Origin of the sequence: Paenibacillus sp. Y5S-9 (assembly GCF_036894235.1) — a bacterium.
GTDB lineage: Bacteria > Bacillota > Bacilli > Paenibacillales > Paenibacillaceae > Paenibacillus.
Window position 1 is genome coordinate 6,515,867 of record NZ_CP145887.1, and the last position, 26,181, is coordinate 6,542,047.

Below are 26,181 nucleotides of genomic sequence, written 5' to 3' on the forward strand. Positions count from 1 at the left end.
ATAAGGGGAAATTGGTAGATGGGAGTGAAACAAGCGAGTTTATGGTATACATACTGGCTTTTATAGTGTCTTTTGCTGTCGTGGTTCTGCTTATTCCGCCGCTTGGTCGATTGGCTCACCGGCTCGATTTTGTGGACAAGCCTCGGGAAGATGTGGAGCGTAAGCTGCACAGGCAACCTATCCCGCTCACGGCGAGTTACGCGATATTTACTGGATTTTTCCTGACATACATTGCTCTGACCAAAGAAATCACATGGGAAACAGCGGCTCTGGTCGCTGGTGGTATGCTTCTGCTAACGATTGGTACCGTTGACGACTGGTACAAAACAAAAGGCAAAGATTTTCCTGCCCTGCCCAAAATGCTCGTACAAGTCTCTGCGGCAGTACTCGTATTTGCTTCTGGTATTGCGTTCACCGGATTCGTGAATCCCTTCAATGCGGAATATGTCATGCTTCCGATCTGGCTGCAATTCATTCTCACGATCCTGTGGATCTTCGGAGTGACAACCGTCATCAACTTCTCGGACGGCATGGACGGACTGGCTGGCGGATTATCAGCTATCTCGGCGATTACCCTGTTCATCGTGGCGCTTGCCAAAGGTCAAACGGATTCCGCACTCATGTCGATCATTCTGGTCGGTGTAACCATCGGTTATCTGAAGTACAACAAAGCTCCTGCCAAAGTGTTCATGGGTGATGCAGGTGCTACGTTCCTTGGCTTCATTTTGGCGGTTATCGCTCTGGATGGTGCATTCAAACAAGCAACCATGTTGTCCATCTTCATTCCGATTTTGGCGCTCGGTGTACCGATCTTCGACAACATCTTTGTCGTTATCAAACGTTTCATTCAAGGTAAAGCGATCTATCAGGCCGACGCGAGTCAAGCACACTATCGACTGCTGCGTGCCGGATTGAATCATAAACAGGTTGTTGCTGTGCTCTATCTCGTCAGCACTTGTCTGTGCCTTTCCTCCATCATATTGATGTTGGTAGAGATGTAAGTATCCGCAACAAAAGCGGTCATATCCGAATATAAAAAGAGACGAGTCCAAGATTACTTGGCTCGTCTTTTTACTATGCTTATCTGATTCGGCGCTCACTCGCTACTCATTCGGTGGCATTTGCTAAGATGCACCTTCATGTGTATAACAGTTCGGTTCAACCATCTGGACTGGTAAGCAGTATCCACATGTCTTAAACCTCAGACGCTCACAGTCTCACACTTATCTGGAAGCTACGGGTGGCAACGGTTGTGCCTGTTGCTGCCGACCTGTCCATCCCGGCCGATCAAGTTCAATGAGACGGCGGTATCGCTCTTCCCCAGCCAGCAATTGTTCGTGAGAACCCTGCATGGCGATCTTTCCATTTTCCATAAAAATAAGTTCGTCCATCTGTTCCGCACCAATCAGGTGATGGGTGACCCAGATCATCGTTTTGCCCTGCAAGCTGTCCAGAATGGTTCGCATAAGCTCGCGTTCAGTCACAGGATCAAGCCCAACGGTTGGTTCATCCAATATAATAACAGGTGTCTCCCGGAGCAGTACCCGGGCCAGTGCAATTCGTTGTCTTTCCCCACCGGAGAAACGCAGACCTGTCTCCAGCATCGGCGTATCATACCCCTGCGGTAAAGATTCGATCAGACCGGATAACCCTACTTGCGCGGCCACCTGACGAATCTCCTCATTCGTTGCATGTGGACGACCAATCCGCAAATTATTGGCTACCGTGGTGTCGAACAGGTGAGGACTCTGATTCAGCACCGCGACAACATCAGTGACACTCTCACCCAAGGTCTGCACAGACATATTATTGATCAGAACTTTCCCCGCAGACGGAATTAATGCCCCCTGAATCAGCTTCAACAATGTCGATTTGCCGCCGCCGCTTCGTCCAAGAATAGCTAATCGTTTGCCTTGTGGCAGATGAAGAGATACATCCTGTACGGCGTAGGAATCATCCGCTGCATAACGGTAACTTACGCGATTAATCTCGATGTCTGCTCTGAGTTTGGGTGGAATGCGAAGACGAATTCGTCTGTCCGGGGTATCATTCGCAGCTGGCACAGACTCAGATGGCTTCCTAGCCATCACGATGCCGTTTTTTACTACAGAGATCGAGTCACCCGTTCCGCCAACATCGTCCGCTCCATGCTGCACCGGAAGATGCTCTTTCCCTTCCAGCTGTTTCAAGCGGTCCAGCGATTCCCGGTATTGTGGAAGATGCTCCACTGCATCCCCTACAGGCAGAAGTGATTCCGTAAGTGGAAATAACACCAGCACAAAAGCAGCAATCATCACGGCAGGTAACTGTCCGACAGAAGCGGCGTTCCCAGCCCATAACGTAACCGATAATACCATCAGGCCAATGACACACTGGGCCATCAGATCACGCCAGCGTGTCCAACGCCGCAACTTGCGAAGAATCGCGTCGACCTGTTCCTCCGCCTCTTCCTGCTGCTGAACAAATTCCGCGGCTCGCCCACTTGCAAGCCAATCCCCCAGTCCAAGCACACCGTCAGTCAGACGGGTATACAACCTGCTATTTTCCTTTTTCAGCCGTACACGCCATTTCCACGTCACTTTCAGGGAAATCGCAGGTAACACGGCAACGAGAAATAACATATACAAGCCCATCCACACCGCAAATCCCAGATCCACACTGCCAAAAGCAATCACAGCTGCACCGTACATCACAAGCGCGGTAACAGCGGGAAACACGGTACGCAGATAGATATCTTGTAACCGCTCCACATCATCGGCAAGTGCTCCAAGTACATCTCCTGTCTGCATTCGAGAGCGCAGGAACAGGGCCTGTGGCTCCAGAATGCGATATAACTTCACCCGCTGATCGGCCAACACCCGCAGTACGGCATCATGGCCTGCCAATCGCTCGATATATCGAAAGACGGCGCGGAATATCCCAAATGCACGTACACCAACAATAGGTACATACACCATCAGAATATTTTCAGGACGCAGCGCAGACTTGGAGATCAGAAATCCGGAGGTGAACAACAACAAAACCGCACACAAGGCAGCACAAGTGCCTAGCGCAATGACTGCAATGAATCTCCAGCGGTACTGTGTCACATACGGAGCAATCCAGCTATTTTTTTCTTTTCCGTTACGGACGGTCTCCATATGTTCATATCCGGACTTCATTTTATATCGCCTCCATCTGGGCCTGAATCATCTGATAATATACACCTTGTCGTGCCAGTAATTCCTGATGTGTTCCCGTCTCTGCCACTGTGCCGCCATCCATGACAATAATTCGATCCATATGCGGCATCCAGTGCAGGCGATGGGTAGCCAAAAATACAAGTTTTCCTTCAAACAGCGGCATCATCGTCTGTTTCAATTCATACTCTGTTTCCACATCCAGATGAGCTGTCGGTTCATCAAGCAGCAGGATGTTCCGTTTACTAAGCAGGGCTCTTGCCAGCGCCACCCGTTGCTCCTGCCCACCACTGAGCTGTCTGCCGCCAGCCCCAATAGGCTCATGCAACCCACCGGATAATGAGGACAGCAGCTTGGTTAATCCAGCTGCGCTAATGGCCTTAGCCACCTCCGCATCCGAAGCCTCCGGCATGTAGAAACGAACGTTATCGGCCAGACTTCCACTAAAGATATACGGATGCTGCGGGATAGCTGCCGTCTGTCTTCGCCAGGATTCGAGCATATCCGATGTAACTGGCTGTCCGTTAGCCAAAACTTGACCCGACGTAGGCAATTGGAAACCAGCCAACACATCAATCAACGTGGACTTGCCTGCTCCGCTGGCGCCAATAATACCGATTTTGCCGAGACCTGTAATCTGAAATGTGACATCCTTTAGCGAATAAGGACCTTCATCATCATGCCGTACCTGTACATCCGTTAGAGCCAATCTGCTATTCTCATTCCAAGAGAACACTGAGGAAGAGGAAGAAACAAGCTCAGGAGTAGTAGAAACAGAAGCAGGATCAGGAGCAAGATGCCCCGCAGCCGTTTTATCATTCAACACGACACGTATGGTCGAAGTAGTAGCTTTCCCCTTACCCGAAGATAACGATGATGCAGATCCCGTCCCATCCTCTGCCATGTCCGCGTGCGCAACAACGTTTGCATAGGCTTCTTTCTGTTTCCGCTCAGCAGCTTTCCCCCGTTCAATCACCTGATTAATGGCCGCTCCGGCTTCCTTACCGTCCAATGTGGCATGATAATCAGCGCCGAGCATACGTACAGGCAGGAAATATTCGGGTGCCAGAATCAGTACCGTCAGTGCAGGACCAAGCAGCATATGCCCTTCCGTCAGACGTAATCCCAGACCAACCGCCACGGAAGCAACGGACAGCATGGTGAAGAAATCGAGCGCAAACGAAGAGAGAAAGGCCATGCGCAGGGTAGACATCGTCGCCTTCCGATACCGCTGACTGACCCGCAGAATGGACCCTTCGTGTGTTTTGCTCTGTCCCAACGTTTTCAGCGTTTCCAGACCCCGCAAGGTATCAACAAAATGGTTAGCGAGTGCTTTGTAGGACCTGAATTGTCCATCTATCTTGCGCTGCGCAGCCAAACCAATCAGAATCATGAACACGATCAGGATCGGGAGTGTCAGCATTAGAATAACCCCGGACATTAGATCCAGCTTGAACACATACAGCAGAATGACGATAGGTGTGAATCCTATGCCCAGCATACGAGGAATGAATAGTTCGAGATACGTCTTGTATTGAGCTGTTCCCTCACGTGCCAGGGTAACCAGATGGCCTGTGCCTTCCGTCTTGGCATAACGCGGCCCGAGCCTGAACCACTGCTCCACCATCTGTCTGCGCAGATCAGTCCCTGTCCTCTCCGCATATCGCGAGGTCACGAGTTGTAACCAGAAGGATAAGGGGTAGCGGGCGGCAAAAGCAGCCAGGAACAGCAGCAGTACCGGGTACTGCTCCGTTACGGATGAACCTTCAAACAATGCCGTGATAGCCTGTGCCAGCCATTTGGCTTGCATAATGATCGTCATCGCCTGTAGCAGCACCAGCGCTGAGGCCAGCGCAAGTACCGGCCGGATGCCCGGCAGCTTCATCAGCCCCCGTCCCATATCAGTACTCCAGGTGGTGCTGCTCGTTCAGACGTTTGCGGAAGATATAATAACTCCAGATCTGATAACCGAGAACAAACGGTAGCAGTGTGCAGGCTACAATTGTCATTACTTTCAATGAATAAGCGCCCGATGCGGCATTGTATACAGTCAGGTCATATGCCGCTCCAAAGGAACTCACCATCACTCTTGGGAAAAGTCCGATAAAGACCGAGGCAAAAGCAATTGCAATCACTGCCCCAGTCATCCCAAAAGCCCAGCCTTCACGCTTCTGACGAACAAAGTATGCCGCAAGTGCAAGCGAGACTGCGCCGAGTACAACCATAATCCAAAGAGCCCAGCCGCGTACGGCGAACACATCGGTCATGAAATACGTCATTAACGCGTAAACAGCGAGCAGTGCAGCCAGCGGCAGCATTAATTTTTGCGCTGTCTTCAAGGCACGCTCTCTGAGATCACCTACTGTTCGTAGTGATGCAAACAGCAATCCATGAACCAGACACAGCAGGGTTACGCTCAAGCCACCAATCACGGTGTACGGATTAACAATATCGAGGAATCCTGCACGCAGCTGCATCTCCCCATCAATGGGCAGACCTTTCATCAATGTGGCAAAGACCACGCCGAATAGGAAAGGCAAGAGCGCGCTGGAGACAACAATGATGATGTCCCACGTTTTGCGCCAGCGCTGCTGTTTCATTTTACTGCGGAATTCGAAAGCAACTCCGCGACCAATCAAGGCGAGTAACACCACTACAAGTGGCAGGTAAAAACCACTGAACAATGTGGCATACCAGTGCGGGAAGGCGGCAAACATCGCGCCCCCTGCTGTAATCAGCCATACTTCATTACCATCCCAGAACGGACCAATCGAGTTGATCAGAGTCCGGCGTTCACGATCTGTTTTGGCGATAATACCTGTAGACATCCCCACACCAAAATCAAAACCTTCCAAAAAGAAGAAACCAACAAACAATACGGCAATCAGCAAAAACCACAACTCACTTAGTGACAACGGAATAACCTCCATCCACGCCGAACGGATCGGCCGATTCATCGTGATCTTCTGGCTTCTCGACCGCAAACGGCCCTGCCTTGATCTCACGTACGAACAGGTATACCATCACGATTCCGAGAACCGTATACGCAGCTGTGAACGCAATGGTCGAGAACAGGATCATTCCTGCGGATACATTCGGTGAGACTCCGGCTTCGGTGGTCATATAACCAAATACCGTCCATGGCTGTCTTCCAACCTCGGTCATAATCCAACCTGATGTATTGGCGATAAACGGCAAGGATATAGCGAATACCATCAGACGCATAAACCACTTCCCAGCGACCTCCAGCTTCTTACGCATGGCTAGGAACGTACCGTATAGCGCCAGTGCAATCATCAAACCACCCGCTGCAATCATGATACGGAAACTCCAGAACGTTGTCCGTACTGGCGGGATATAGTCCCCCGGTCCATACGTCTGTTCATACTCAGCTTGAAGCTCCTTCATGCCTTTGACACTACCGGAGAACTTGCTGTAGGACAGGTAACTGAGCAATCCAGGGATTTTGATCTCACCCGTACTCTCCTGTTTATCCGGATCGATAAAAGCGACCACTGTCCATGGTGCCGGATCTTCTGTCGTTGTCCATGTGCCTTCACTGGCTGCCATCTTCATCGGCTGTGTCTCCACGAGATATTGAGCCTGGAAGTGTCCGGAGAAAGCTACACCAAACGAGGAAACAAGAGCGATAATGATCGCAATATTAAACGATTTGCGGAAGATCTCCACATCCTGCTTTTTCATCAATTTGTAAGCACTGATCCCGGTTACGACAAAAGCCCCTGTCATCAATGCCCCAAAAATCGTATGTGGGAATTCGACGAGAAGCTGACCATTCGTGATGAGTGCAAAGAAATCATTCATCTCGGCTCGGCCGTTGTTAATCTCAAACCCGACAGGATGCTGCATAAATGAATTGGCTGCCAGAATCCACAGCGCGGACAGGAATGTGCCGACAAACACCAGCCAGATGCAGGCCAGATGCACTTTTTTGGACAAACGATCCCATCCGAATATCCACAACCCAATAAATGTAGACTCCATAAAAAACGCCAGTAGCGCTTCAATAGCCAGTGGCGCACCGAACACGTCCCCGACAAATCGGGAGTACTCGGACCAGTTCATACCGAACTGGAACTCTTGCAAAATACCTGTGACTACCCCGACGGCAAAGTTAATCAGGAACAGCTTGCCCCAGAACTTGGCCATCGTTTTGTAGATTTCCTTCCCCTTAACAACGTACAACGTCTCCATAATCGCAACCAACAGTACAAGACCGATGGATAGCGGGACAAAAAAGAAATGGAAAATCGTTGTAAGTGCATATTGGATACGCGATAACATAATCGGATCCATACCGTTACCCCTTCTTTCTGTTTACTTCGCAGTATGTGTATCTGGCATTGAAGCTGCACCTTCGCTGTCTGTCCGCCAAATACGTTGATGAACGTATTGTGCCAGATTACCTATTTTATACATGTGAGAATTATCACAATCTTCGTCTCTAGAGCAAAAAAAAGTGATCCTAGTCACACAAAAGATAAAATTCAGCCTATTATCACAGCTTGCCAACTGCATCTATTCATGGAAGATACTCATGTTTGGGACGGAATGCCCATATGTTAGTCTCAGGCATATCATGCGAAGTACCGTGAGGGCTTTACATATGAAGTGAAAGCATGAAGCAAATGCAGAGCGAATGACGCTCCATATTACAGTCAAGGTGAGGTGAACTATTCATGGAAAAACCTGCACTACTACCAGGTAAAGACACCGAAGCCAGCCTGGATAAGGTCAGTACAGCACAGTCCCCTGTCCGATATGTTCTCTTCCCTCGCAAAGGTGGCTGGTCATCCTTTCCCTATCCCGATATTGCTGCACTGCTGTCGATCGAGGGAGAGGTCTTCTATGTCAGCAGCCTGACGCAAACAGAAGATGTACCTCCGGTCATTACCGTCATCTCCCTCCCTGAAGCCGAGCAGCTATTGCTGGAACCTCGCACCGTAGCCGTAGTCACTCATCCTTACTGGCTCATGGCTGCAGCTTCGCTGGAACCGGAGCTATGTATTGTTCTGCTCCCTGAGCCTGCCGGAGACGAAGCATCTTCCCCACTGTGGGAGAGCAGCATTTCCAAACTGGTCGGTATCGCTGATCTGGTCGGTACATCCTCCGAAACACGATATATGAAGCTGTTATTCCAAGGCGTACGCGCCATCTGGCTAGGAGGTGAAGATCCTTCACCCGCGGGTACGATGCAAAAGGATGATCTCGAAGTCCCTCTCCGGGACTATGAACTGTTCTTCCTGTATGCACTGCGGCAGATTCTGTCAGGCACTCTGGATAGTGTCTCCCTGCTTCAATGCAGTGTACGTGCCGACTTCTACCGCCAGCTTCGTGCCAAAGCAGGTGCACATGAGACGATATCCTTTTTGCTGGCAGCCTATGAATACTTGCTTGAAGATCGGCGGGCCGTCCATTCGTTGCAAGAGGCCTTCACCCATGCAGTCATGAATGGTCGCAGTGATTGTGTGATCTCCCATTATCGATTCCTGTCTGCCATTCATGCCCGGGTTGGAGAGTTGGAGGACGCCCTGCGAGTGTACGGAATTAGTGCATCCGATGAGCAGGAACGGCATCATTATGAACAGTTATGTCGCTGGCTGGAGGCAGGAGAAGATCAACTTGTACGAGCGGAACTACTGCGTATGAACGATGATTACGGAAATGCCCTGCGTATCCTGGACGAACTTGGTGGAGAAACGGCGAGACATTGGAAATTCCGCATCTACCAGGAGACTGGACGTGTGGAAGAGGCACTGGCTCTGGTGCATGCAGTCGATATTCAGGATGATGCCAGTCGCCGGGATTATCAGCAATTATCCGGCAGTGCGCTGGCACTGCGAGGGGAACGGCACGGGGCAGTCCGACATTTTCTCGAAACGGCACTGGAGGATGAAGATGCGCTCGCCCGGATTGTCGAACTGGAGTTGTTGGATCATGCTGTACAGCAATTGCTTGGGGAGGTGCCATGATGCTGGACCCTAAGAAGCGTAGACAACAGTTGAATGGGCCAATGGTTCACAGGGATATCCGAACCGAAACCACCTACACGCCAATCGAAACAGTCGATCGAACACATAAAGACGCATTGGAAAATGGAGATCACACCCCGAATCATGCGCAACCAACGCAGGACATCCGAAGCCAAGTGCATCACTGGAATGATTCACAAGGTCAGGAAGAACAGAGTGCAGCTATAACACAAGAGGAAACAAGTGTATTCAAAGAGCCCTTCTCCATTCGTCGGGTTCGCAAAAGCAAAGGCAACAAGCTGACCGCCATGCTCCAGGTTCGCAATGAACGTGGCCGATACCTTGAAGAAGTATTGCATGATCTGAGTGAGTTCGTGGATGAGATCGTGATTGTGGACGATGCCAGCACAGACGGAACACCGGACATATGCAAAGCCTATCCAAAGGTGGTCCGTCTGGAGGTATTGGAGAAACCACTGTTCGTCGAGGAATGGCGCCTTCGCAACACCTTATGGCAAGCGGCTGCGGGAACACGTCCCGACTGGTTGCTTTCAGTTGATGCGGATGAGCTGTACAGCTCAGAGGCCAAGAAAGCCATACGCACTCTGATTAATCAGGAGTATGCGGACTGGTTTGCATTTCGATTCTACGACATGTGGGGTGGCCGGACCCACTACCGGGAAGATGATCTCTGGTCTCTGCACAAACGGCATACCGCTTCACTTGTACGGTATATGCCTGGATATCCTTATTTTTATCCACAACAGAATCATCACGTCCCTCGTCTTCCCTTGTCCTGCACTGTATTGCCTGGGGTCAGTACGGAACTGAAGGTTCAGCATCTCGGCTGGGCCGGCAGTCTGGAGGACCGGGTTCGTAAATATTTGCGTTACAAGCGCATTGATCCTAGCGGTGAGTGGGGTAATCTTGCACATTACGAGTCTATTCTCGATCCGGAACCTCGGCTGATTCCCTGGAAGGAGGGACCGTAAGATGGGCGTGGTGAGTATTCTGACGCATAGTTTCACCGACGGGTACAACCGGGAATTCGGTCGTGTATTTGGGGGTGGACTGGAACGCTATATTCTGGATCTGTGCAGTGTCATCCGAGGACTCGGGCATATTCCCGAGGTTCATCAGCTGTCCTATTTTGAAGCATTCCAGACTCGGACGGAGCAGATTGATGTATTCGGTTATTCGTACGACATGGATAATGTACCGGAAGCCTTTGACCGGATGGCAGCCGCAGCGCGCGGCCCCGTGATCTATGCCAGCTGTCTGTGGCAACCCATCACCTACAAACCCGGCAGTCTTGGCATCTGTCACGGCATTAACTGGGATCGTCCCGGACTGCCACTGGAGACAAAACAACAAGTAGCAGAACACATTCAGCTGGCTCTGGATGGACTCGTGCGCATTGTATCGGTGGATTCTCATTTCCAGACCTTTTGCCGAGCTGCATGCACCTATACCGATCCAAGACAGGTTGTCCTGATTCCCAATGCAGTGGATACGTCCTATTTCACACCTGCCCCACCAACGCGAACCTTTGAGCAAGAACAGGAAGACGAATGGCTTGTCGCATGGAAGAATGATCTGGCGAGTCATGAAGAAAATGTTGGTGCATTTATATCAGGGGTGCAAGCTGTGGAAGGCCAGGGTGGAACGAGTGGTGATGGAGCGAACAGTGGTAAGGCTAACAGAGATGGCGATGGGGATACAGATAGCGATCAAGAACGAGAGGGGAAAGGAACGGTAGATCTCCATTTGCAGTTATCGAAACTGGAAGAAGTCGAGGCAGATGGCGAAACGTATAGGTTTGCTCATAACCACCGAAATTCAAAGGATTGGGCTACAGATATTCTAGCAGAAGCAGATGCTGAGTATCAGGTTAATGGTCCGATTCAGGGACAGGTTGAAAAGGAAGCTATTGATGCTCGTGTGACCTCACCCCGCCCAATTCGCATTATCTACCCACGCCGCATCAGCATGGAACGGGGTATTATTCCAATGATGCTAGCGGCGGATAAACTACTTGGAGCCTTCCCGGATCTGGAGGTTGAATTTGCCGGGGAACTGGTCGAAGGCAGCACGGTCGGGAGAGTCTTTCGTTACTGGCACTGTACTCATCCACATGCGGAGCGAATTAACCAGCGCACGTATGATTTCCGGGATATTCGGGAGGCCTACCATCAGGCAGATATCGCCGTAATTCCAACCGTCTTCTCGGAAGGCACCTCCTATGCCTGTCTGGAAGCAATGAGCTGTGGACTCCCGGTAATTGCCTCCAATGTTGGCGGATTAAATGATCTGATTCAGGATGGTTTTAATGGGCTGCTGGTACCTCCTGGTGAGCAGGAACTAACCGCTGCACTGGTGCGTCTTGTACAGGATCGGGCCGAGCGAGAACGACTGGGAATCTATGCGCGAGAGACTGCACTGTCGTATGATCTTGCCAGGTGGCGGAGCCGGTGGAGCACGGTGTTGGAATCTTTTTTGGCAGAGACAGGATTAAAGGAGGGAATTCGGGGATGATGGATACGCCCAAGGCAACGGAATTCATGGAATCAAGATACATTAGGCAAAGTGACCCTAAAACGGACACATTGGTCTTCCCGCTGCATCCGGCATGGTGGAGCCGTCCCTACGAATATGAATGGGCCCGGCGATTTGCACGTCCAGATGATGTTGTCCTTGATGCAGCCTGCGGCATCTCCCATCCATTCAAATTCTGGCTCGCCGAACACTGCCGCGAGGTTCACGCCTGCGACTGGGATGAACGTATTTTGTCTGAAGAGGCGATAAGACTGGATATTGTTTCTGATTTTGGCGAGCAAGCCGCCCAGGATCTGCCGGAATCAACTCTCGTCCAATTGCACCGTGCGCAGGCCAATCTGGCCCAGCTTCCGTATGAGTCTGGTAAGTTTGATCGGGTGTTCTGTATCTCTGTACTGGAGCATCTGGATACGGGTACTATGTTGCGGGCGTTCCGTGAATTCGCCCGGGTGCTGAAGCCAAACGGACAGTTGATCGCTACCTTCGATGTACCCGAGATGCGGCCGGATCTGCTGGAGACAATCATGGCTGTCACCGGATTAACCATTGAAGATAAGCTGAATGTGGAAGAGCCGGACGATGCTATCTGGTCTGACATGTACGGCACGCCGATCCGCTGTTTTCGAGCGGTGATATGCAAACGTTGAGACAAATTGGGTTACGTTGAGTACAGAGTAAGGAACGAAGGAATGAGGGATCGAGCTATTGGCAACGGAACCATGCACGGTTCGGGAAATGCTCCGATGACCGGTAGCTCCGTTGCTTTTGCATTTTCAATGGGATAGGCTATTGAGAAACAGTTCGGGATTAAAGGGATTGGGGGTTGGGGACTAGAGACTAGAAATAAGAGATTAGTGATCAAAGATCAAAGATCAAAGATCAAAGATTAAAGATTAAAGATTAAAGATTAAAGATTAAAGATTAAAGATTAAAGATTAAAGATTAAAGATTAAAGATTAAAGATTAAAGGAAATTATAGGTGTACCAGTAACATGTTGCACTGGTTGGTGTACTCTTTGGCAGAGGCTGCGCCGGGTGATGTCAGGCGCAGCAGGGTGTGCAGGCCCGGCGGGATTGCTGTCGCCGGGCGACCTGTGGCGGCAGATTGCCGCGCAGTGAGTTGGGCCGATTTGGCCCATTCACGTGCCTGGTTCTGCCGCCCGGCGAGCAGCGCGAGCGTGCCCGCGAGGAGCGCGTGAGCGGTGCGCTCCGGGGCGGGCACTTCGTCCGCGTGGGGCTGCTGCGCGCCGTCAGGCGTGCCGCATAGCGCAAGCAGCCCTTCGCGGACGCTATCGGGTGCGCGCAGCAACCCGCAGCGTGCCGCAGGCGGAAGCGCTGCAAGCAACGCCAGCGCGCCGCATGGCGGCAGGGCTTGCAGCAGGCGCAGCCATGCGGCCCAGGCGCCTACGCCGGCGAGCGCTTGCGCAGCGGCGAGCACGTCGCCAGGCGCAGGCGTGGCCGGGCCAGCGGGCGTTGCGCCGCGGGGCGGGCTGCCGCAGCTGCACGCCGAGGCGTAGCTGCCGGCCAAGGCCCCGCGCTGCAGCAGCGCCTCGGCGGCGTGGGCCGCAGCGGTTAGCGCTGCCTGCTGGCGAGCCGCCGCTCGGGCGTTGCGCCCGCCGGGCTGCTTGTGGCCCAGCGCCCACAGCGCGAGCGCCGCCTCTGGCCCGTGCTGCGCATGCGCCGCCCAGGGCTGCAAAGCCGCCCGAGCCTCGGCGTCCTCGCCCAGCTGGGCCAGCACAAGCCCGGCGGCCAGCGGCTGTGCCCGCAGCGGGCCAGCAAGCGCAGCCGCATGGCGCAGCAGCCACTCCGGCCGATGCGCAGCCAGCGCGGCCGGGATCAACGCTTGCCATGCCGCAGGCGGCAAGCTTACCCGAGCGGCGGCGCTGGCGATGGCGTGCGGCCGACCAGTGGCTGCGGCCAGCAACAACAGCCGCTGCCATGCAGGCAAGCTGCCGGGTTGCATGCTTAGCGCCGCCGTGTATGCGGCTTCTGCCTCTGCCCAGCGGCCAGCCCGCTCATGCGCCATGCCTTCCAGCGTCAGGCTGCGGTAGGTTCCAGCACCAGAGACTGATGTATACCTGCTGGCTGTGGAAGCAGCGGATTTAGCCTGTTTTAACCAGTTCAAGGCCACATCCTCTCTCCCTTGATCCAGTTCTAGTACAGCACCAAGCTCCAACAAATCCGGGAAATCCTCATACACGGGTGCCCATGCTTCCACCACAGCAAGCGCCCTGTCCGTGCTGCCAATCTCTCGCCAGGCGTAAGCCGTTTTCAGCACCAGATCCGAGTGATATCCGCACTCCGGTGTAAGCTGTGCCAATAATGGCTGCAACAACCGGAGTGCTTCATCATACTTCGCTTGCTGAAACCATTCGGCAGTCAGAGCATATAACAACTCCGGTCGATCTCCCTCCTGATTCAACGCGGAACGTATCAACTGCATGTTGCGTGCACCTTTATTTTTGGCAGTAATCGCCTGCTCCAGATATCCGTAATGAATGACTTCAAGTCCAGAATGAAGCACACCTTGCGGAGCCAGTGCCATGATGGACGAAGCAATCTCTTCATGAATTCTGCCCTGAAAGGCAATTCGGGGATCATTTCGGAACAATCGACATACCGCATCCGTCACACGCTCTTCACCGGACACACCCAGCAGACTTGTGACCTGTATCCAATATCCCCATACGTCGTCTCTGCTTGCCGCTAACAACTGCACGAGTTCTGCCTTCATCTGCGGGGTCTGTACCCAGACTTCATCCGCATCAAGCACCAAAATCCACGGTTTCGTAGCAGCCGCCAGCGACAGATTACGGGCTTCACTGAAATCTCCGTTCCATTCCGCACGGATTACAACAGCACCATGGAGACGTGCAATTTCAGTTGTATCGTCTATCGAGCCTGTGTCCACAACGATGATCTCATCCACAACATCCTTGACTGCATTCAAGCACCGCTGTAGTGACCCGGCCTCATCCTTCACGATCATGCACAAGCTGATCCCTGACTCCACATTCACCACCATCCCTCACCAACGGAGTTCGCCCCCATTCAGAACCCAGCTGTATATACTTTAACTCCCTCACTCACCTGATTCCTCTCAGCTCTCAAACCCGTCCGCTCCCGGCAACTCCAGCCGAATATGCTGAACGACAGGCCAACAACGGTGCCGCTGTCCATCTGCATGCTGAGCGAACACCTCCAGATGATGGTCCGCAGCACTGACCAATCCTTTCACCAGCCAGCTTGTTCCCGTCAGGGTATCCGAAGCCCCAGGGAACGACTCCATGTCACCGGCCTTCCCGTTTTCCTTTTTCCCTTCCATCTCTTTCTCCTTCTCTTCCACTCGACCGCTCTCTCCCACCAATAACCCTGCTCCCGCCAATTGCTGTCGACACATCTGAATCAGACTATGCAACTCTTTCCATCTCCCCGACTGTACACATCCTTCCATCATCAGTCCGAGCGCCTGCCAGCCGTCATACTCTGCTCCCGCAACCGTTACGTCCATGCTGGAGTTCATATCCTTCTTCTTTGCCACTCTCAGACCAACCGTTCTCCCCGTCTGCACAGTAGATTCCTCATCATTAGTTACTGCTGCACCTACCTGAGAACTACGCTTCAACCACAACGCCAATGGATCATCTCCGTTGACTTCCTTGCCCTCGATCCACTCCAACCGTTCGAGCCATCGGGCAGACGAGATCGCAAGCAGCCCTTTTTTCCGCTGCACAGGTTCCAGTTTCAGACGCGCCTTGTTCCATCTTCCCTGTTGGATTTGGAGCATCGCCTCCGCCACAGATAAGCGCTCCCTCATCTCTCCGGTGGGTTGTGAGGATACATCCGGTAACAATTGAAGAGCCGCATCATAACAACGGGATTGTTCCAGAATGCCCAATACTTTGTGTGTTGCCTCTTCCGAAACGAGTGCAAAGCACTCCTTCACCAGCTCTGGAATCTGATGTTCCTGCCCGGAGACTCGCATAATGCGGAATATCCGATAAAGCGGCGGCAACAGACTGGATTTGGTGCGCACCGCTTCCACGTAAGCATCCACCGCACCCTCCAGATCTGCCCTTCCTTCCAGCAATCGTCCTAACGTATACCACGTCTGATAGGTGCCGATGCCTTCTTCCGTATGGTATATGGGCGGAGGTGGCCCCATACGGACAGCTTCACGCAGCGAATATTCTGCCCGATCTGCATCACCCAATGCGTCTGCACATACCCCGCGATGGTGCATCAGATCCGTGTACTCTGGAAAGAGTTCAAGCGCAGCATCAATGCGATCTAATGCCTCCTGCCAGCGATTCAGATGCTGGAGACAACGAACTTCATACTTGAACAGCAGATGCGCGTAACTGGTCACCGCAGGATCAATCCCCATCCGAGCCACACCAAACGTCTCCAACGCCCGCTCCGCTTCCCCCACACGCAGATACTCGACACCCAGATTATAGTGATGGAACGGCTGATCCGGTTCTTCCTCCACTGCCTGTTGCAGCAGGCGGACATTGCGGTTCACCTTATCTTTGCGCTCCACAATCGCCGTCTGATACCCATAATGATGGATGACCATGTCCGTCACATGAAAAGCAGCCTCTGGATTAATACGGCAAATCGCCGCCGCAATCTGCTCATGAATCCGACCTTCGAACCGATGGCTAGGAGCATTGCGGAAGAGACGCAAAACCGGATTCACGGTAACCCCTTGCTGACCCGTACCTGTATAGTTATGAATGTTTAAAAACAATCCGTCACATCCGCTGACCGCCGTCCAGCTCCTGATCTGCTCCCGCGCAGCCCTATCGAGCGCCTCGTCCGCATCAAGAAAGAGAATCCAGTCGCCGGAAGCGCGCTCCAGGCCAGCATTCCGTGCTGCGGCAAAATCTTCGCACCACTCAAATGCCACAACCACCGCTCCATATTGCTTCGCAATCTCCGCGCTGCGGTCCGTCGAACCGGTGTCCACTACAATCATTTCGTCCACCGCTCCCTGGACACTGGCAAGACAATGAGGCAGCAACTCTTCTTCATCCTTCACGATCATGCATAGGGAAATTCGTTCCGCTCGCAAGCTGATTCCTCCTTTCCTTTGCATGGAAAAGCGTACGCCACGGGATGCCTTCGGTCGTTCGTAGCCTTTGTTCCAGTGCAGTATATTGTGCAGAGAGTACACCTGAAGACGAAGAACGAACCATTTCCTGCTGGATGGCCTCCATTGCCAACCGCATGTAACATACAGCTGCTCCAGCTCGGGCCTGCCATATATCAGGCTCCCGCTCCAGAGCCTGCTCGAACAGAGAGAGCGCTTGATCATTGTGGCCTTTGGCATACAGCGTTTCACCAAGCCAGAATAACCCTTCGGCATCCAGCTCACTCTCGGTCATGCACTGAATCAGGATGTTCGCGGCTACCATGGTATACCCCTGACGATACAGCAGACTTGCAAACTCCCGTCGTAAAGTTACAGCCGTTCCCCAATGATCACACATCATCATGGCCCGTAACTCATGCAGTTGCTCAGCAAGTGTAAGCTGTCCTGTCTTTACGGCTTGCTGCACAACCTTTTCTGCTACCATCTCTGCCTGCGGACCCCATTGCATAAGCTTTTGTTCCTGTGAAGCAGGTTTCATGCTTTGCGGCTCTTTGGTTAACTGATTCAGCAGTCGATCCATGACCTTCCAAACGTTCTTTTCTTGTTGAAGCGTAGTTGCGAGGAACGCCTCGGATAATCGTAATCCGTTGGTCCAACAAGCCAGTGCCCAATCCATTCTGTGCTCCCCCAGCAGATTGACTTCATTTACACACCCTGCGCTCCAGTGTTCTTCTGCCAGTTGCAGCGCTTCGGAAACCCTATTCGCACACAACATCCAATGTATTCGATCCGCTACATGGATACGAGCGGTACGCACATCAGTATCCAGCATTTTCAATGCCTGTTCATATGCCCCACAGCCTGCTAGAACATAAATCAACTTCACCAGATGGTCCTCATTTGTCACTGCATATGAATGGGGCATTTCACCACGAATCGAATCACCGCGACCCGATTCCTCGAATCCTCGGCATCTGGCGAGCAATGTTTCTGCTATGTTCTCATCCGTCTCACCGGATTGTTGCAGCACATCTGCCAATCCTGCCCATGCCGGAGCATACGTGAACATGCTGTCCAGAGCCAGCCCGTACAGGTGTGCAGACTCATTCAGGAATCCCCGTTTCTGCGCAAGTCTTGCCATGGCGGTATAGGCGCTGTAACTGTCAGAACCTGCTTCCGTTACATACTGTGCATCAAACTTACCTCTGCCATCACTCTGTCCAACACGGTCCATTCCCTCCCGACAGTTCGTTGCTCGGGCATACGATTGATATGCACGCTCCTCCAAACCTTGCTGTTCCAACGTCTCCCCATACAACAGATGCAGATCAGCATAGGATGGATAACGCTGTCTTTCCACAGCCAGAATTGCATGCGCCTCGTCGTAATGTTCCGATCCTACAAGGGTCTTTGCATAATCTCTAACCAGTGTAGAACGATATGGCGCGAGCGACTCTGTCAGGCGCAATGATTCACGGAACGCTTCAATTGCCTTTTCGACCTGACCAAGCTGGCAATATGTTACTCCCAGATTGTACAGGTGAAAAGGCTGTGCAGGCTCATCTGCGAGTTCCCGCTCAATCAGTTTCAAATTACGTCTTGGCTTATGCTCTTGCGCAATCGTTGAGGCCAGATATCCATCATGAACCAGACATAGTGGAGCAAGCGGTTCAGTCTCGATCAATTGGCTTTGTTCATCTGTATAGGTCTCGCTCTTATTCATATCAGCAGCCTCATCCAGGACAAGCTTGCTTGGCATACAACGAACCAACTGCTCATGGACACGTCCCACATATCGATATCCCTGATGAGCACGGAACAGCCTCACTGGCTGAGAGATAACGCTCTCTTCCACCCCTTCACCGTATCGATTTTCTATGGTAATACGTAATCTCGAAATGCTTTTATGGACTTTAGGTAAATAATTCAGCAGTTCTTCCAATCCCTGCGTAACGTACTCATCAGCATCCAAACATAGAACCCATTCCGTACTCGCCAGAGGCAGACTGATATTTCGTGCATGGGCAAAATCATCTTCCCAACAGGCGTGCAACACCGTTGCTCCGTACGTTCTGGCGATCTCGGGTGTACCGTCAGATGAGCCAGTATCAGTGATAAAACATTCCGTGCTGATATGCTTCAAGCTGTCGAGACAGCGGGGCAGGTGATGTTCTTCATTTTGCACAATCATATGAATTCCAAGTAAACGGTTCTTCAAATGCAACCACCTCCAATACAAAAAAGTACATGAAGTCCACCAAAGGAACTCCATGTACCTATATGACAAATAAATGGGTTATGTGCCTTGTCCATTGAAGAACACATCAATCGTGCTTGGTGCGCCGATTAGGCTGGAGCGGTAGGAAAGACGCGTATATTTGAGAAAACGCTGTGGTACCAATACATCCACTGACCCGGACAAAATGCCCGTTACTGTCGTCACATCCGTGTACCAGTTTGTTCCGTTGGCGCTGATCTCAACAAGAGCATCTACCCGGTTTACACCCGGCCCCCGGTTATATACAAAGAAAGAATACGTGCCAAATACACTGGTCGTAACCGCTGGAAGCGCTGTGAAGGTGTTGGCGGTCGGGGTGCTTATGAGTTGAGACTCCTGAAAACTCTTCTGTGAAATGGACGTCACACTGCTAAGTGTCCCCGCTGTAATTGTGGCTCCGAGCACACTGGTAATCGTTCCGTTCAACAAGTTTGTCAGTGTTCCGGCGGTGATCGTTGCCCCGAGTACACTCGTAATCGTACCATTCAGCAGGTTCGTTAATGTACCAGCAGTTACGGTTGCGCCAAGTACGTTTGTAATGGTTCCGTTCAATAAGTTCGTCAGTGTTCCGGCGGTAATGGTTGCTCCCAATACACTCGTGATCGTACCATTCAGCAAGTTCGTCAACGTACCCGCTGTTACCGTTGCACCGAGTACACTGGTAATGGTTCCGTTCAACAGATTCGTCAGTGTTCCTGCTGTTATTGTCGCTCCGAGTATACCTGTGATGGTACCCGCTGTAATCGTGGCCCCGAGCACACTGGTGATCGTCCCGGCGGTAATCGTCGCTCCCAATACACTTGTGATTGTACCATTCAGCAAGTTCGTTAATGTTCCCGCTGTCACCGTGGCCCCGAGCACACTCGTGATTGTTCCGGCTGTAATGGTCGCTCCCAATACACTGGTAATCGTACCATTCAGCAAGTTCGTCAGTGTTCCCGCTGTCACCGTAGCTCCGAGTACACTGGTGATCGTTCCGGCTGTGATCGTCGCCCCAAGTACACTTGTGATCGTACCATTCAGTAAGTTCGTCAGTGTTCCTGCGGTCACCGTGGCTCCGAGCACACTGGTGATGGTACCATTCAGCAAGTTCGTGAGTGTTCCCGCTGTTATGGTTGCCCCGAGTACACTGGTAATCGTTCCGGCCGTAATCGTTGCACCCAATACACTGGTGATCGTACCATTTAGCAAGTTCGTTAATGTACCCGCTGTAACTGTGGCTCCAAGCACACTGTTGATCGTACCTGCCGTGATCGTCGCTCCAAGTACACTCGTGATGGTTCCGTTCAGAATGTTGGTAATGGTTCCGGCGTTAATTGTAACCGTGGTCAGACCTGAGATGTTACTGATGGTTCCGTCCAAAATAATACCAACCACGTTCCCGCTCGTATCCGTTCTGACAGGCTGGGCTGTGCCTGTACTATCCTGGCCAAAAATCAACGTTCTCAGATTGTCCGGATTCGTATTAAACGTTGTAAAGTTAGGCATGTGCCTCGTCCTCCTCCCTGGTCAAATCTGTGAGATCATAACTCCCTTACGGCATACGCTGTGCCTGAAAGTAAACATCGAGCCGGGTCGGTTGATCCGGTTCAACGGATCGAATTGCAAGCCGGGTATAGTGCAAAAATCGCAATGGTACCAGCGCTTTGGTCTGACCTCCCGCGACCACCTCCTGGCTGTCCACAGCATAATCCACGGCATTGGGGCTGATCTGGATCTGTACAAGAGCCGGATGTTTTCCCCGATTCACAACGCCATAGGTATACATGCTGAGTGATGAGGTGTCTTGTGCCGGGAGTGAATCCATGCTGCTACTGGTTTCGGCTCCGACATACGTATGCTCTGTAAAACAATGAATAGCACCAGGGAGTTTCGTGCGTGAGGAAGCACCCTGCTTGAACCGGGGACGAGTAATCCGGGAACAAGGGGGTTTCAGCAATTTAGCGCGGCAGGAATGACGGGAGCGGCGGCGACTGACATATTTAGTTGCTTGCTTCGTTCTCTTCTTGCTTCGCTTCGCTGTTCGACTCATCTCGATTTCCCCTTAAAAAATGTGCTTACGCATCGTATGCCCGGTTTGTATATGCGGGCACGGCATCTGCCGTTATTTCCAGATATACGGCTCAGTCCCCAATCCATTTTGCTTCTTTTCACATACACTGCAAGTACAATGAAATGCGAATCAATCGGAATGTTGCTCAAATGAACTGGTCTATGGGAGGTGGATGAGATGACCAACTATAATGTATTCAACCAATCTAATCGTCCCCTGTTTACTCAACTGACCAATACCTTCTCAGCCCCCGGCATTGAAGCGTCACCAGACAGCGGTGCAGCTGCTGCAGGCAGTTTTTTTGCCCTGACGACCAACAATTCCTCGATTCCTTCCAACCAGAACCTTCTTCTACAGATCCTGAATGCGGCCGGCAGCGGCCGAACAATACGCATATCCAGCCTCACAGGAGGCACAACAGCGGCAGCTACTCTTGTTATCTATTCTGGAGGAACCGTGACTGTTGGTAGCACACCAGTGCCCGTCAATACGTTACTTGGAAATACCAACGCCAGTGTAGTTACCACAAGGCAAAATACTGGTACCCTGGGGGGAACCTTCACGAGCATTGCAAGTATTCCGCTCACCGCAGGAATGTATTCACTGGATCTGAATGGCTCCATTATTGTGCCACCGGGACAAACATTATCCATTAGCGTAGGCACGGGGAATCAGACGGCAGCCATTAATCTGTTCTGGTGGGAATTCTGAGTTTGATCCTGATAAAAGGAGGTGCACACATTGCCAAACAATAATGTATTCAATCCGTTAAGCCAGCCCGTCTATACGTCCAACACAAACACGTATATTTCTCCCGGCATTGTTGCACCTCCGGAGAATAATGCTGGCAGTACAGGAAATCTGTACAATGCGGGTTCCACCAACTCCACAACACTGGGCTTGCTGGGAGGAACGGTTATCGCCACCGTACAATTGGCCAATCCAGCAGGGAGTGGGAAAACCCTATACGTATCACGGCTCTCCGGTGGAATCACGGTTGCACTGAATCTGTTGTCATCCTTCAGCGGTTCCATGAGTCTGAGCGCTAATGGAACACTGACATCGCCCACCACACTCACGCCGGTAAACAGCAATCTTTCCAGCAGCAATACCAGTGTAGCCATCGTACGATTCTCTGCTGCTGCGCCTTCAGGAGCGACCCCATTGATGGCTATGCCCCTTCAAGCAGGGCCGTTTCTGTCCAATGAATTTGGCCGTTATGTGGTTCCTCCAGGTCAAGCTATTAACCTCTCTGTCAGCGGATCACTTTCGGTTGGTGGACTGATGGCCTCTACTGCTTATTTTGCTTGGTGGGAAGTGTAATTCGCTCAATCGTGCTTAACAATGCAATGTGCAAACAGCCGCCTTCGGATGAGTACCGAAAGCGGCTGTTCGTTATATTGTAGATTTAATGATGATTAAAAATGTCCGGACAGGCTGTCAGACCGATTCCTGCGGAATGATCTCTTTGGCTTCAGACACGAGAGGCTGCTTCCCTTCCCACAAAATGCGTTGCAGCAGTATGCCGGCAAGACCAATCACCAGCGTAGCGAGACCGATATATTGAAAGGTAGGACTCGGCCCTGCAACTCGGATGAGCGCCCCACCTGCAAGTGGAGCTACGACCAGTACAACACTGGATAGTGAATTTTGGATGCCGAAGACGCGCCCTACATAGGCAGGAGGGGTCTCTTTTTGCAACAAATAATTCAGTGTTACCATAAAGAGTCCATTACCTATCCCGATACAGAGACCCCAGATAATGACCCAAATTTCAGGTGTTTGTGGGCCGATCCACCCCAATGCAGCGATTCCAGCACCTACGAACAGATATCCTCCACCCAGTCCCCACCCATACCCAATTCTCGGCAAGCGATTTAACAACAAAATGATGATTACTGCCCCTGCGCCTGCAGATGAACCCAACCAGCCGAGCAGTGATTCATTACCTGGCTTGATCTCCCGAAACAGGGTCGTAAACTGATAATCAATCATTAGAATGGCCATGAGTCCAAAACAGCCGAACAGAATCGTACTCAGCACGGTGCGACTGCTCTGTATAAAACGCCAGCCTTGCTTCCACTGGGAGAACAAAGATTCCGATCCATCCTTTTCACTATTAGCACTTCCGTCTGATTCAACGGACTCCGACTTCTCCACCAAACGCCGCAAGGGCCATAATACCGCACCCGACAACAGGCGGGTACAGGCATTAATGACAATACAGATTTGTGGTGAGAAAAAGGCCAAAATGACTGCACCCAGAAGTGGTCCCGCCACTTTCGAACACTGGCTTACAAAACCGTTTAGGGACGATGCCTGAAACAGATGCTCCTCTGCCACCACCTGGCGGGTTAACGCCTGCTGAGCTGGAACGTGAAAAACCCCCATCATGGCACGTAGAGCAAGAAGTGGAAGCAGCCAGATCGGGCTTGGTGCGAATAAAATAGCAACGGTTAATCCCACGGTGATCACATCACACAGGATCATGATTTTCACTTTGTGCAGTCGATCAGCAAGGGCACCTGCAAAGGAGCCCAGCAGTATGCCCGGGACAGCCATACATACAGGAATAAGCGCAATAATCAGCGGATCGGCACCCCATCGGTAGGCCACCATCACCTGGATGGCAAGTGCATCGAACCAGTCTCCAAACGTAGCCAGCGAGTATGCGATAAACATGCGGACAAACCGGAGGTTGGTCCATAAGCTTTTGGAAGATTGCGCAGATGAGGCGGGTGATTCGGTGGGTTCATTGGATGTGGGTTCATTTGAAATGACGGTCATACATGTACTTCCTCCCTTGATTACAGCCGCTTGTGGTCTGTATGTTCCTTGGCTGTAATCATAAAGGAGTTATATCAGAGGAAGATCAGAGGATGGGGAGGTAGGAGATAAAAAGTTACGTACTTCATCTGCAATTTGTTGTCCATATAAGGGAACACCGTAACTTTTGCCGATCTCAGCGTACACTTGACGATACTTACTCCGAAGTCTGCCTTCGATTCGATGATGACCCAGGAATAGGAGAATCTGATATGCAGCATTCAGATATAGCGGTGCGTTCAGCGATATTTTCAATACATCCAGACCGTCATCCATTCTTAACTCTGCCTCACGAACTCGTCCTTGCCGAAGTAACCATAACCCCTCCATCACCTGAAAACGTCCGATCTCTCGCAGATACGGGGCATCCTTCAATCCCGCTCGCAGGACTGCCATCTGGGCCTCAATAGCTTCACCGCTGCCACCCCACAGTTCCACATACAACGCTGCAAGTGCTACAGGCAGTCTGAAATTCTTGAGCTCGTCAGTCTCTATTACACGATATGTTTCTTCCAGCTGCTCTTTGGCACGTTGATATTGGCCCGCCTCTACATAGACTTCAACGATGTTTAGAATGCGGAGTTCCCGAAGCTGATCGGCAGACAATGCCGATGAATTCAGCGCCTGTTCATACAAAGGTAAGCTTTCTGATGGTTCAATTAGCGAATGAACAAAGATCAATAACCAGTATAAGCGCTCTTCAAAAGCAATTTCTTTCGTTGTAATCAGCCATTCCAGATCTCCCTGTATAAAACGGATATACAACTGATAATACGGGACAATCTGAATACCGAGTGTTTCCTGCTGTTGGACTAGGGTCTGTATGGCGTTTCCCTGCCCAAACAAGTGATATTTACGAAGTAATCCGTGAATGGCTTCCTGCATTTCTGGGTCTTGAGTAGATGGACTCGCGGGTAGAGCGGACTTGTTCTCATGCACAGCAAGTCGATATCCGTAGCCCCGTACTGTATCCAGACGGATCTCATCCCAGCGTTTCAATTTCTTGCGCAGGCGATAGATATGATCGTCCACAGTGCGTTCAACCGGATATTCAAGCGGCCATACCCGATCCAGCAATTGACTGCGGGTGAAGGCTTTCTCCTTGTTTTCATACAGAAAATGCAGCAGTGCAAATTCCTTGGCGAGCAGGCGAATGGACTCTGTACGCCGCGTGACCGTATATGTCCCTTCATCCAATTGCAAAGACATGCCTGGTTCCTCCTACTATGTATAATTCGCTGATCCGAAATCGTATAGATTCATTCCATTTTTTCAACGTGTTCAACATACCATAAAAACCCTTTGCGAGAACGCAAAAGGTTTTTATCGTCTAACTTATAGATGGCTTAGATTGTGGATTACGGTACGTATAGCTGTTCTTCCAACAAGTGTTCCCTTGTCTTAACCCAGCACGACACGATCATCTGCCATTTTTTTGCCGCTAATCCGTTCGAATTCACCAAGCAACTCAGGGACAGTCAACGTACGCTTGCGCTCTTCGCTGACATCCAGAATTATTCGGCCTTTGTCCATCATGATCAGACGGTTACCCAGACGAATGGCCTGTTCCATATTGTGCGTCACCATCAATGTAGTAAGTCTCATCTCACGCACAAGTGTCTCCGTTAGTTCCGTTATCAGTTCGGCACGTGATGGGTCAAGGGCTGCCGTATGCTCATCCAATAGCAAAATTTGCGGCTGGGTAAACGTAGCCATTAACAGGCTAAGTGCCTGGCGCTCCCCGCCAGACAAGAGACCCACTTTTGCATTCGGCCGCTTTTCCAGTCCAATTCCCAGCTTCTCCAGTTGCGTGTTGAAAATCTCCCGTCTGGCACGGGTAACTCCGAAGCCCAGTCCGCGTCCTTTGCCACGTTTGTATGCCATCGCCATGTTTTCTTCAATGGACATATGTGGTGCTGTTCCTGCCATCGGGTCCTGAAATACCCTGCCAATCCAGCTGCTGCGTTTATGCTCCGGCAGGTTTTTAATGGAGCGGTCATTGATCAGCACATCACCCATGTCCGGCTTCATCACACCCGAAATGATGTTCATCAGCGTGGATTTACCCGCTCCGTTACTGCCAATCACCGTCACAAAGTCTCCCGGATTCATCGTCAGATTCACACCGACCAGCGCGGTCTTCTCATCCGTTGTACCTGGGTTGAACAGCTTGGTTACTTGCGTAATCTCCAGCATGA

The 26,181-nt window shown here is 51.5% G+C and carries 19 protein-coding genes; 7 read left to right on the forward strand and 12 right to left on the reverse strand.

The features are described 5' to 3' along the window. Window positions 1-41 precede the first annotated feature (41 nt). Window positions 42-1,001 carry an MraY family glycosyltransferase gene (locus V6669_RS28610; protein WP_062836785.1) on the forward strand — a complete coding sequence of 320 codons (960 nt, stop codon included), beginning with the start codon at window positions 42-44 and terminating at the stop codon, window positions 999-1,001. A gap of 222 nt (window positions 1,002-1,223) precedes the next feature. Here the strand turns inward: V6669_RS28610 and cydC are convergent, their stop codons facing one another. Genes cydC through V6669_RS28630 form a run of 4 tightly spaced genes read right to left on the reverse strand, consistent with a single transcriptional unit; the run spans window position 1,224 to window position 7,496 of the window. Next, complete coding sequence (gene cydC, locus V6669_RS28615; RefSeq protein ID WP_338589074.1) at window positions 1,224-3,161, reverse strand: thiol reductant ABC exporter subunit CydC; 1,938 nt, start codon at window positions 3,159-3,161, stop codon at window positions 1,224-1,226. 1 nt (window position 3,162) lies between these two features. After that, entirely contained in the window at window positions 3,163-5,079 is a 1,917-nt protein-coding gene (gene cydD, locus V6669_RS28620) for a thiol reductant ABC exporter subunit CydD (protein ID WP_338589076.1), read from the reverse strand. A 1-nt stretch (window position 5,080) separates the two neighbouring features. Then, window positions 5,081-6,136 (reverse strand): cytochrome d ubiquinol oxidase subunit II, encoded by a 1,056-nt coding sequence (cydB, locus tag V6669_RS28625; RefSeq protein WP_244898245.1) that lies wholly within the window; start codon window positions 6,134-6,136, stop codon window positions 5,081-5,083. Further along, the gene (locus V6669_RS28630; protein ID WP_047840834.1) at window positions 6,081-7,496 is read right to left on the reverse strand and encodes a cytochrome ubiquinol oxidase subunit I; all 1,416 of its coding nucleotides are present in this window, start codon (window positions 7,494-7,496) and stop codon (window positions 6,081-6,083) included. The genes cydB and V6669_RS28630 overlap by 56 nt, the downstream gene beginning before the upstream one ends. 383 nt (window positions 7,497-7,879) lie before the next feature. Here V6669_RS28630 and V6669_RS28635 point away from each other — a divergent pair, with 383 nt between their 5' ends. The 4 genes from V6669_RS28635 to V6669_RS28650 are packed head-to-tail and all read left to right on the forward strand — an operon-like array spanning window position 7,880 to window position 12,375. After that, complete coding sequence (locus V6669_RS28635; RefSeq protein ID WP_338589083.1) at window positions 7,880-9,172, forward strand: hypothetical protein; 1,293 nt, start codon at window positions 7,880-7,882, stop codon at window positions 9,170-9,172. Then, window positions 9,169-10,164: a glycosyltransferase gene (locus V6669_RS28640; protein WP_338589085.1), complete on the forward strand. Its 996-nt coding sequence runs from the start codon at window positions 9,169-9,171 to the stop codon at window positions 10,162-10,164. The genes V6669_RS28635 and V6669_RS28640 overlap by 4 nt, the downstream gene beginning before the upstream one ends. A gap of 1 nt (window position 10,165) precedes the next feature. After that, entirely contained in the window at window positions 10,166-11,707 is a 1,542-nt protein-coding gene (locus tag V6669_RS28645; RefSeq protein WP_338589087.1) for a glycosyltransferase, read from the forward strand. Further along, entirely contained in the window at window positions 11,704-12,375 is a 672-nt protein-coding gene (locus tag V6669_RS28650) for a class I SAM-dependent methyltransferase (protein ID WP_338589089.1), read from the forward strand. Before V6669_RS28645 ends, V6669_RS28650 begins: the two co-directional genes overlap by 4 nt. Window positions 12,376-12,701: 326 nt before the next feature. Here the strand turns inward: V6669_RS28650 and V6669_RS28655 are convergent, their stop codons facing one another. The 5 genes from V6669_RS28655 to V6669_RS28675 all read right to left on the reverse strand — a co-directional run bounded on the left by V6669_RS28655 (window position 12,702) and on the right by V6669_RS28675 (window position 21,136). Beyond that, window positions 12,702-14,717, reverse strand: a complete 2,016-nt coding sequence (locus V6669_RS28655) for a glycosyltransferase (protein ID WP_338589091.1) — start codon at window positions 14,715-14,717, stop codon at window positions 12,702-12,704. A gap of 111 nt (window positions 14,718-14,828) precedes the next feature. Beyond that, complete coding sequence (locus tag V6669_RS28660) at window positions 14,829-16,805, reverse strand: glycosyltransferase (RefSeq protein WP_338589093.1); 1,977 nt, start codon at window positions 16,803-16,805, stop codon at window positions 14,829-14,831. Beyond that, on the reverse strand, window positions 16,762-19,044 hold the full coding sequence (locus V6669_RS28665; protein WP_338589095.1) for a glycosyltransferase: 2,283 nt from the start codon (window positions 19,042-19,044) through the stop codon (window positions 16,762-16,764). Before V6669_RS28665 ends, V6669_RS28660 begins: the two co-directional genes overlap by 44 nt. Window positions 19,045-19,122: 78 nt before the next feature. Continuing rightward, window positions 19,123-20,592 carry a DUF6385 domain-containing protein gene (locus tag V6669_RS28670; protein ID WP_338589097.1) on the reverse strand — a complete coding sequence of 490 codons (1,470 nt, stop codon included), beginning with the start codon at window positions 20,590-20,592 and terminating at the stop codon, window positions 19,123-19,125. A 46-nt stretch (window positions 20,593-20,638) separates the two neighbouring features. Then, on the reverse strand, window positions 20,639-21,136 hold the full coding sequence (locus V6669_RS28675; protein WP_338589099.1) for a DUF6385 domain-containing protein: 498 nt from the start codon (window positions 21,134-21,136) through the stop codon (window positions 20,639-20,641). 198 nt (window positions 21,137-21,334) lie between these two features. Here V6669_RS28675 and V6669_RS28680 point away from each other — a divergent pair, with 198 nt between their 5' ends. Beyond that, a complete protein-coding gene (locus V6669_RS28680; RefSeq protein ID WP_133386208.1) occupies window positions 21,335-21,868 on the forward strand; it encodes a hypothetical protein in 534 nt (177 codons plus the stop codon). Window positions 21,869-21,898: 30 nt separating this feature from the next. Continuing rightward, the gene (locus V6669_RS28685; protein ID WP_133386209.1) at window positions 21,899-22,480 is read left to right on the forward strand and encodes a hypothetical protein; all 582 of its coding nucleotides are present in this window, start codon (window positions 21,899-21,901) and stop codon (window positions 22,478-22,480) included. A gap of 117 nt (window positions 22,481-22,597) precedes the next feature. Here the strand turns inward: V6669_RS28685 and V6669_RS28690 are convergent, their stop codons facing one another. From V6669_RS28690 to V6669_RS28700, 3 genes are all read right to left on the reverse strand, one after another. Continuing rightward, entirely contained in the window at window positions 22,598-23,944 is a 1,347-nt protein-coding gene (locus tag V6669_RS28690; RefSeq protein ID WP_338589104.1) for an MFS transporter, read from the reverse strand. A gap of 69 nt (window positions 23,945-24,013) precedes the next feature. Beyond that, window positions 24,014-25,192 carry a winged helix-turn-helix domain-containing protein gene (locus V6669_RS28695; RefSeq protein WP_338589106.1) on the reverse strand — a complete coding sequence of 393 codons (1,179 nt, stop codon included), beginning with the start codon at window positions 25,190-25,192 and terminating at the stop codon, window positions 24,014-24,016. Window positions 25,193-25,384: 192 nt separating this feature from the next. After that, on the reverse strand, window positions 25,385-26,179 hold the full coding sequence (locus V6669_RS28700) for an ATP-binding cassette domain-containing protein (protein ID WP_036606660.1): 795 nt from the start codon (window positions 26,177-26,179) through the stop codon (window positions 25,385-25,387). Between the last annotated feature and the right edge of the window lie 2 nt (window positions 26,180-26,181).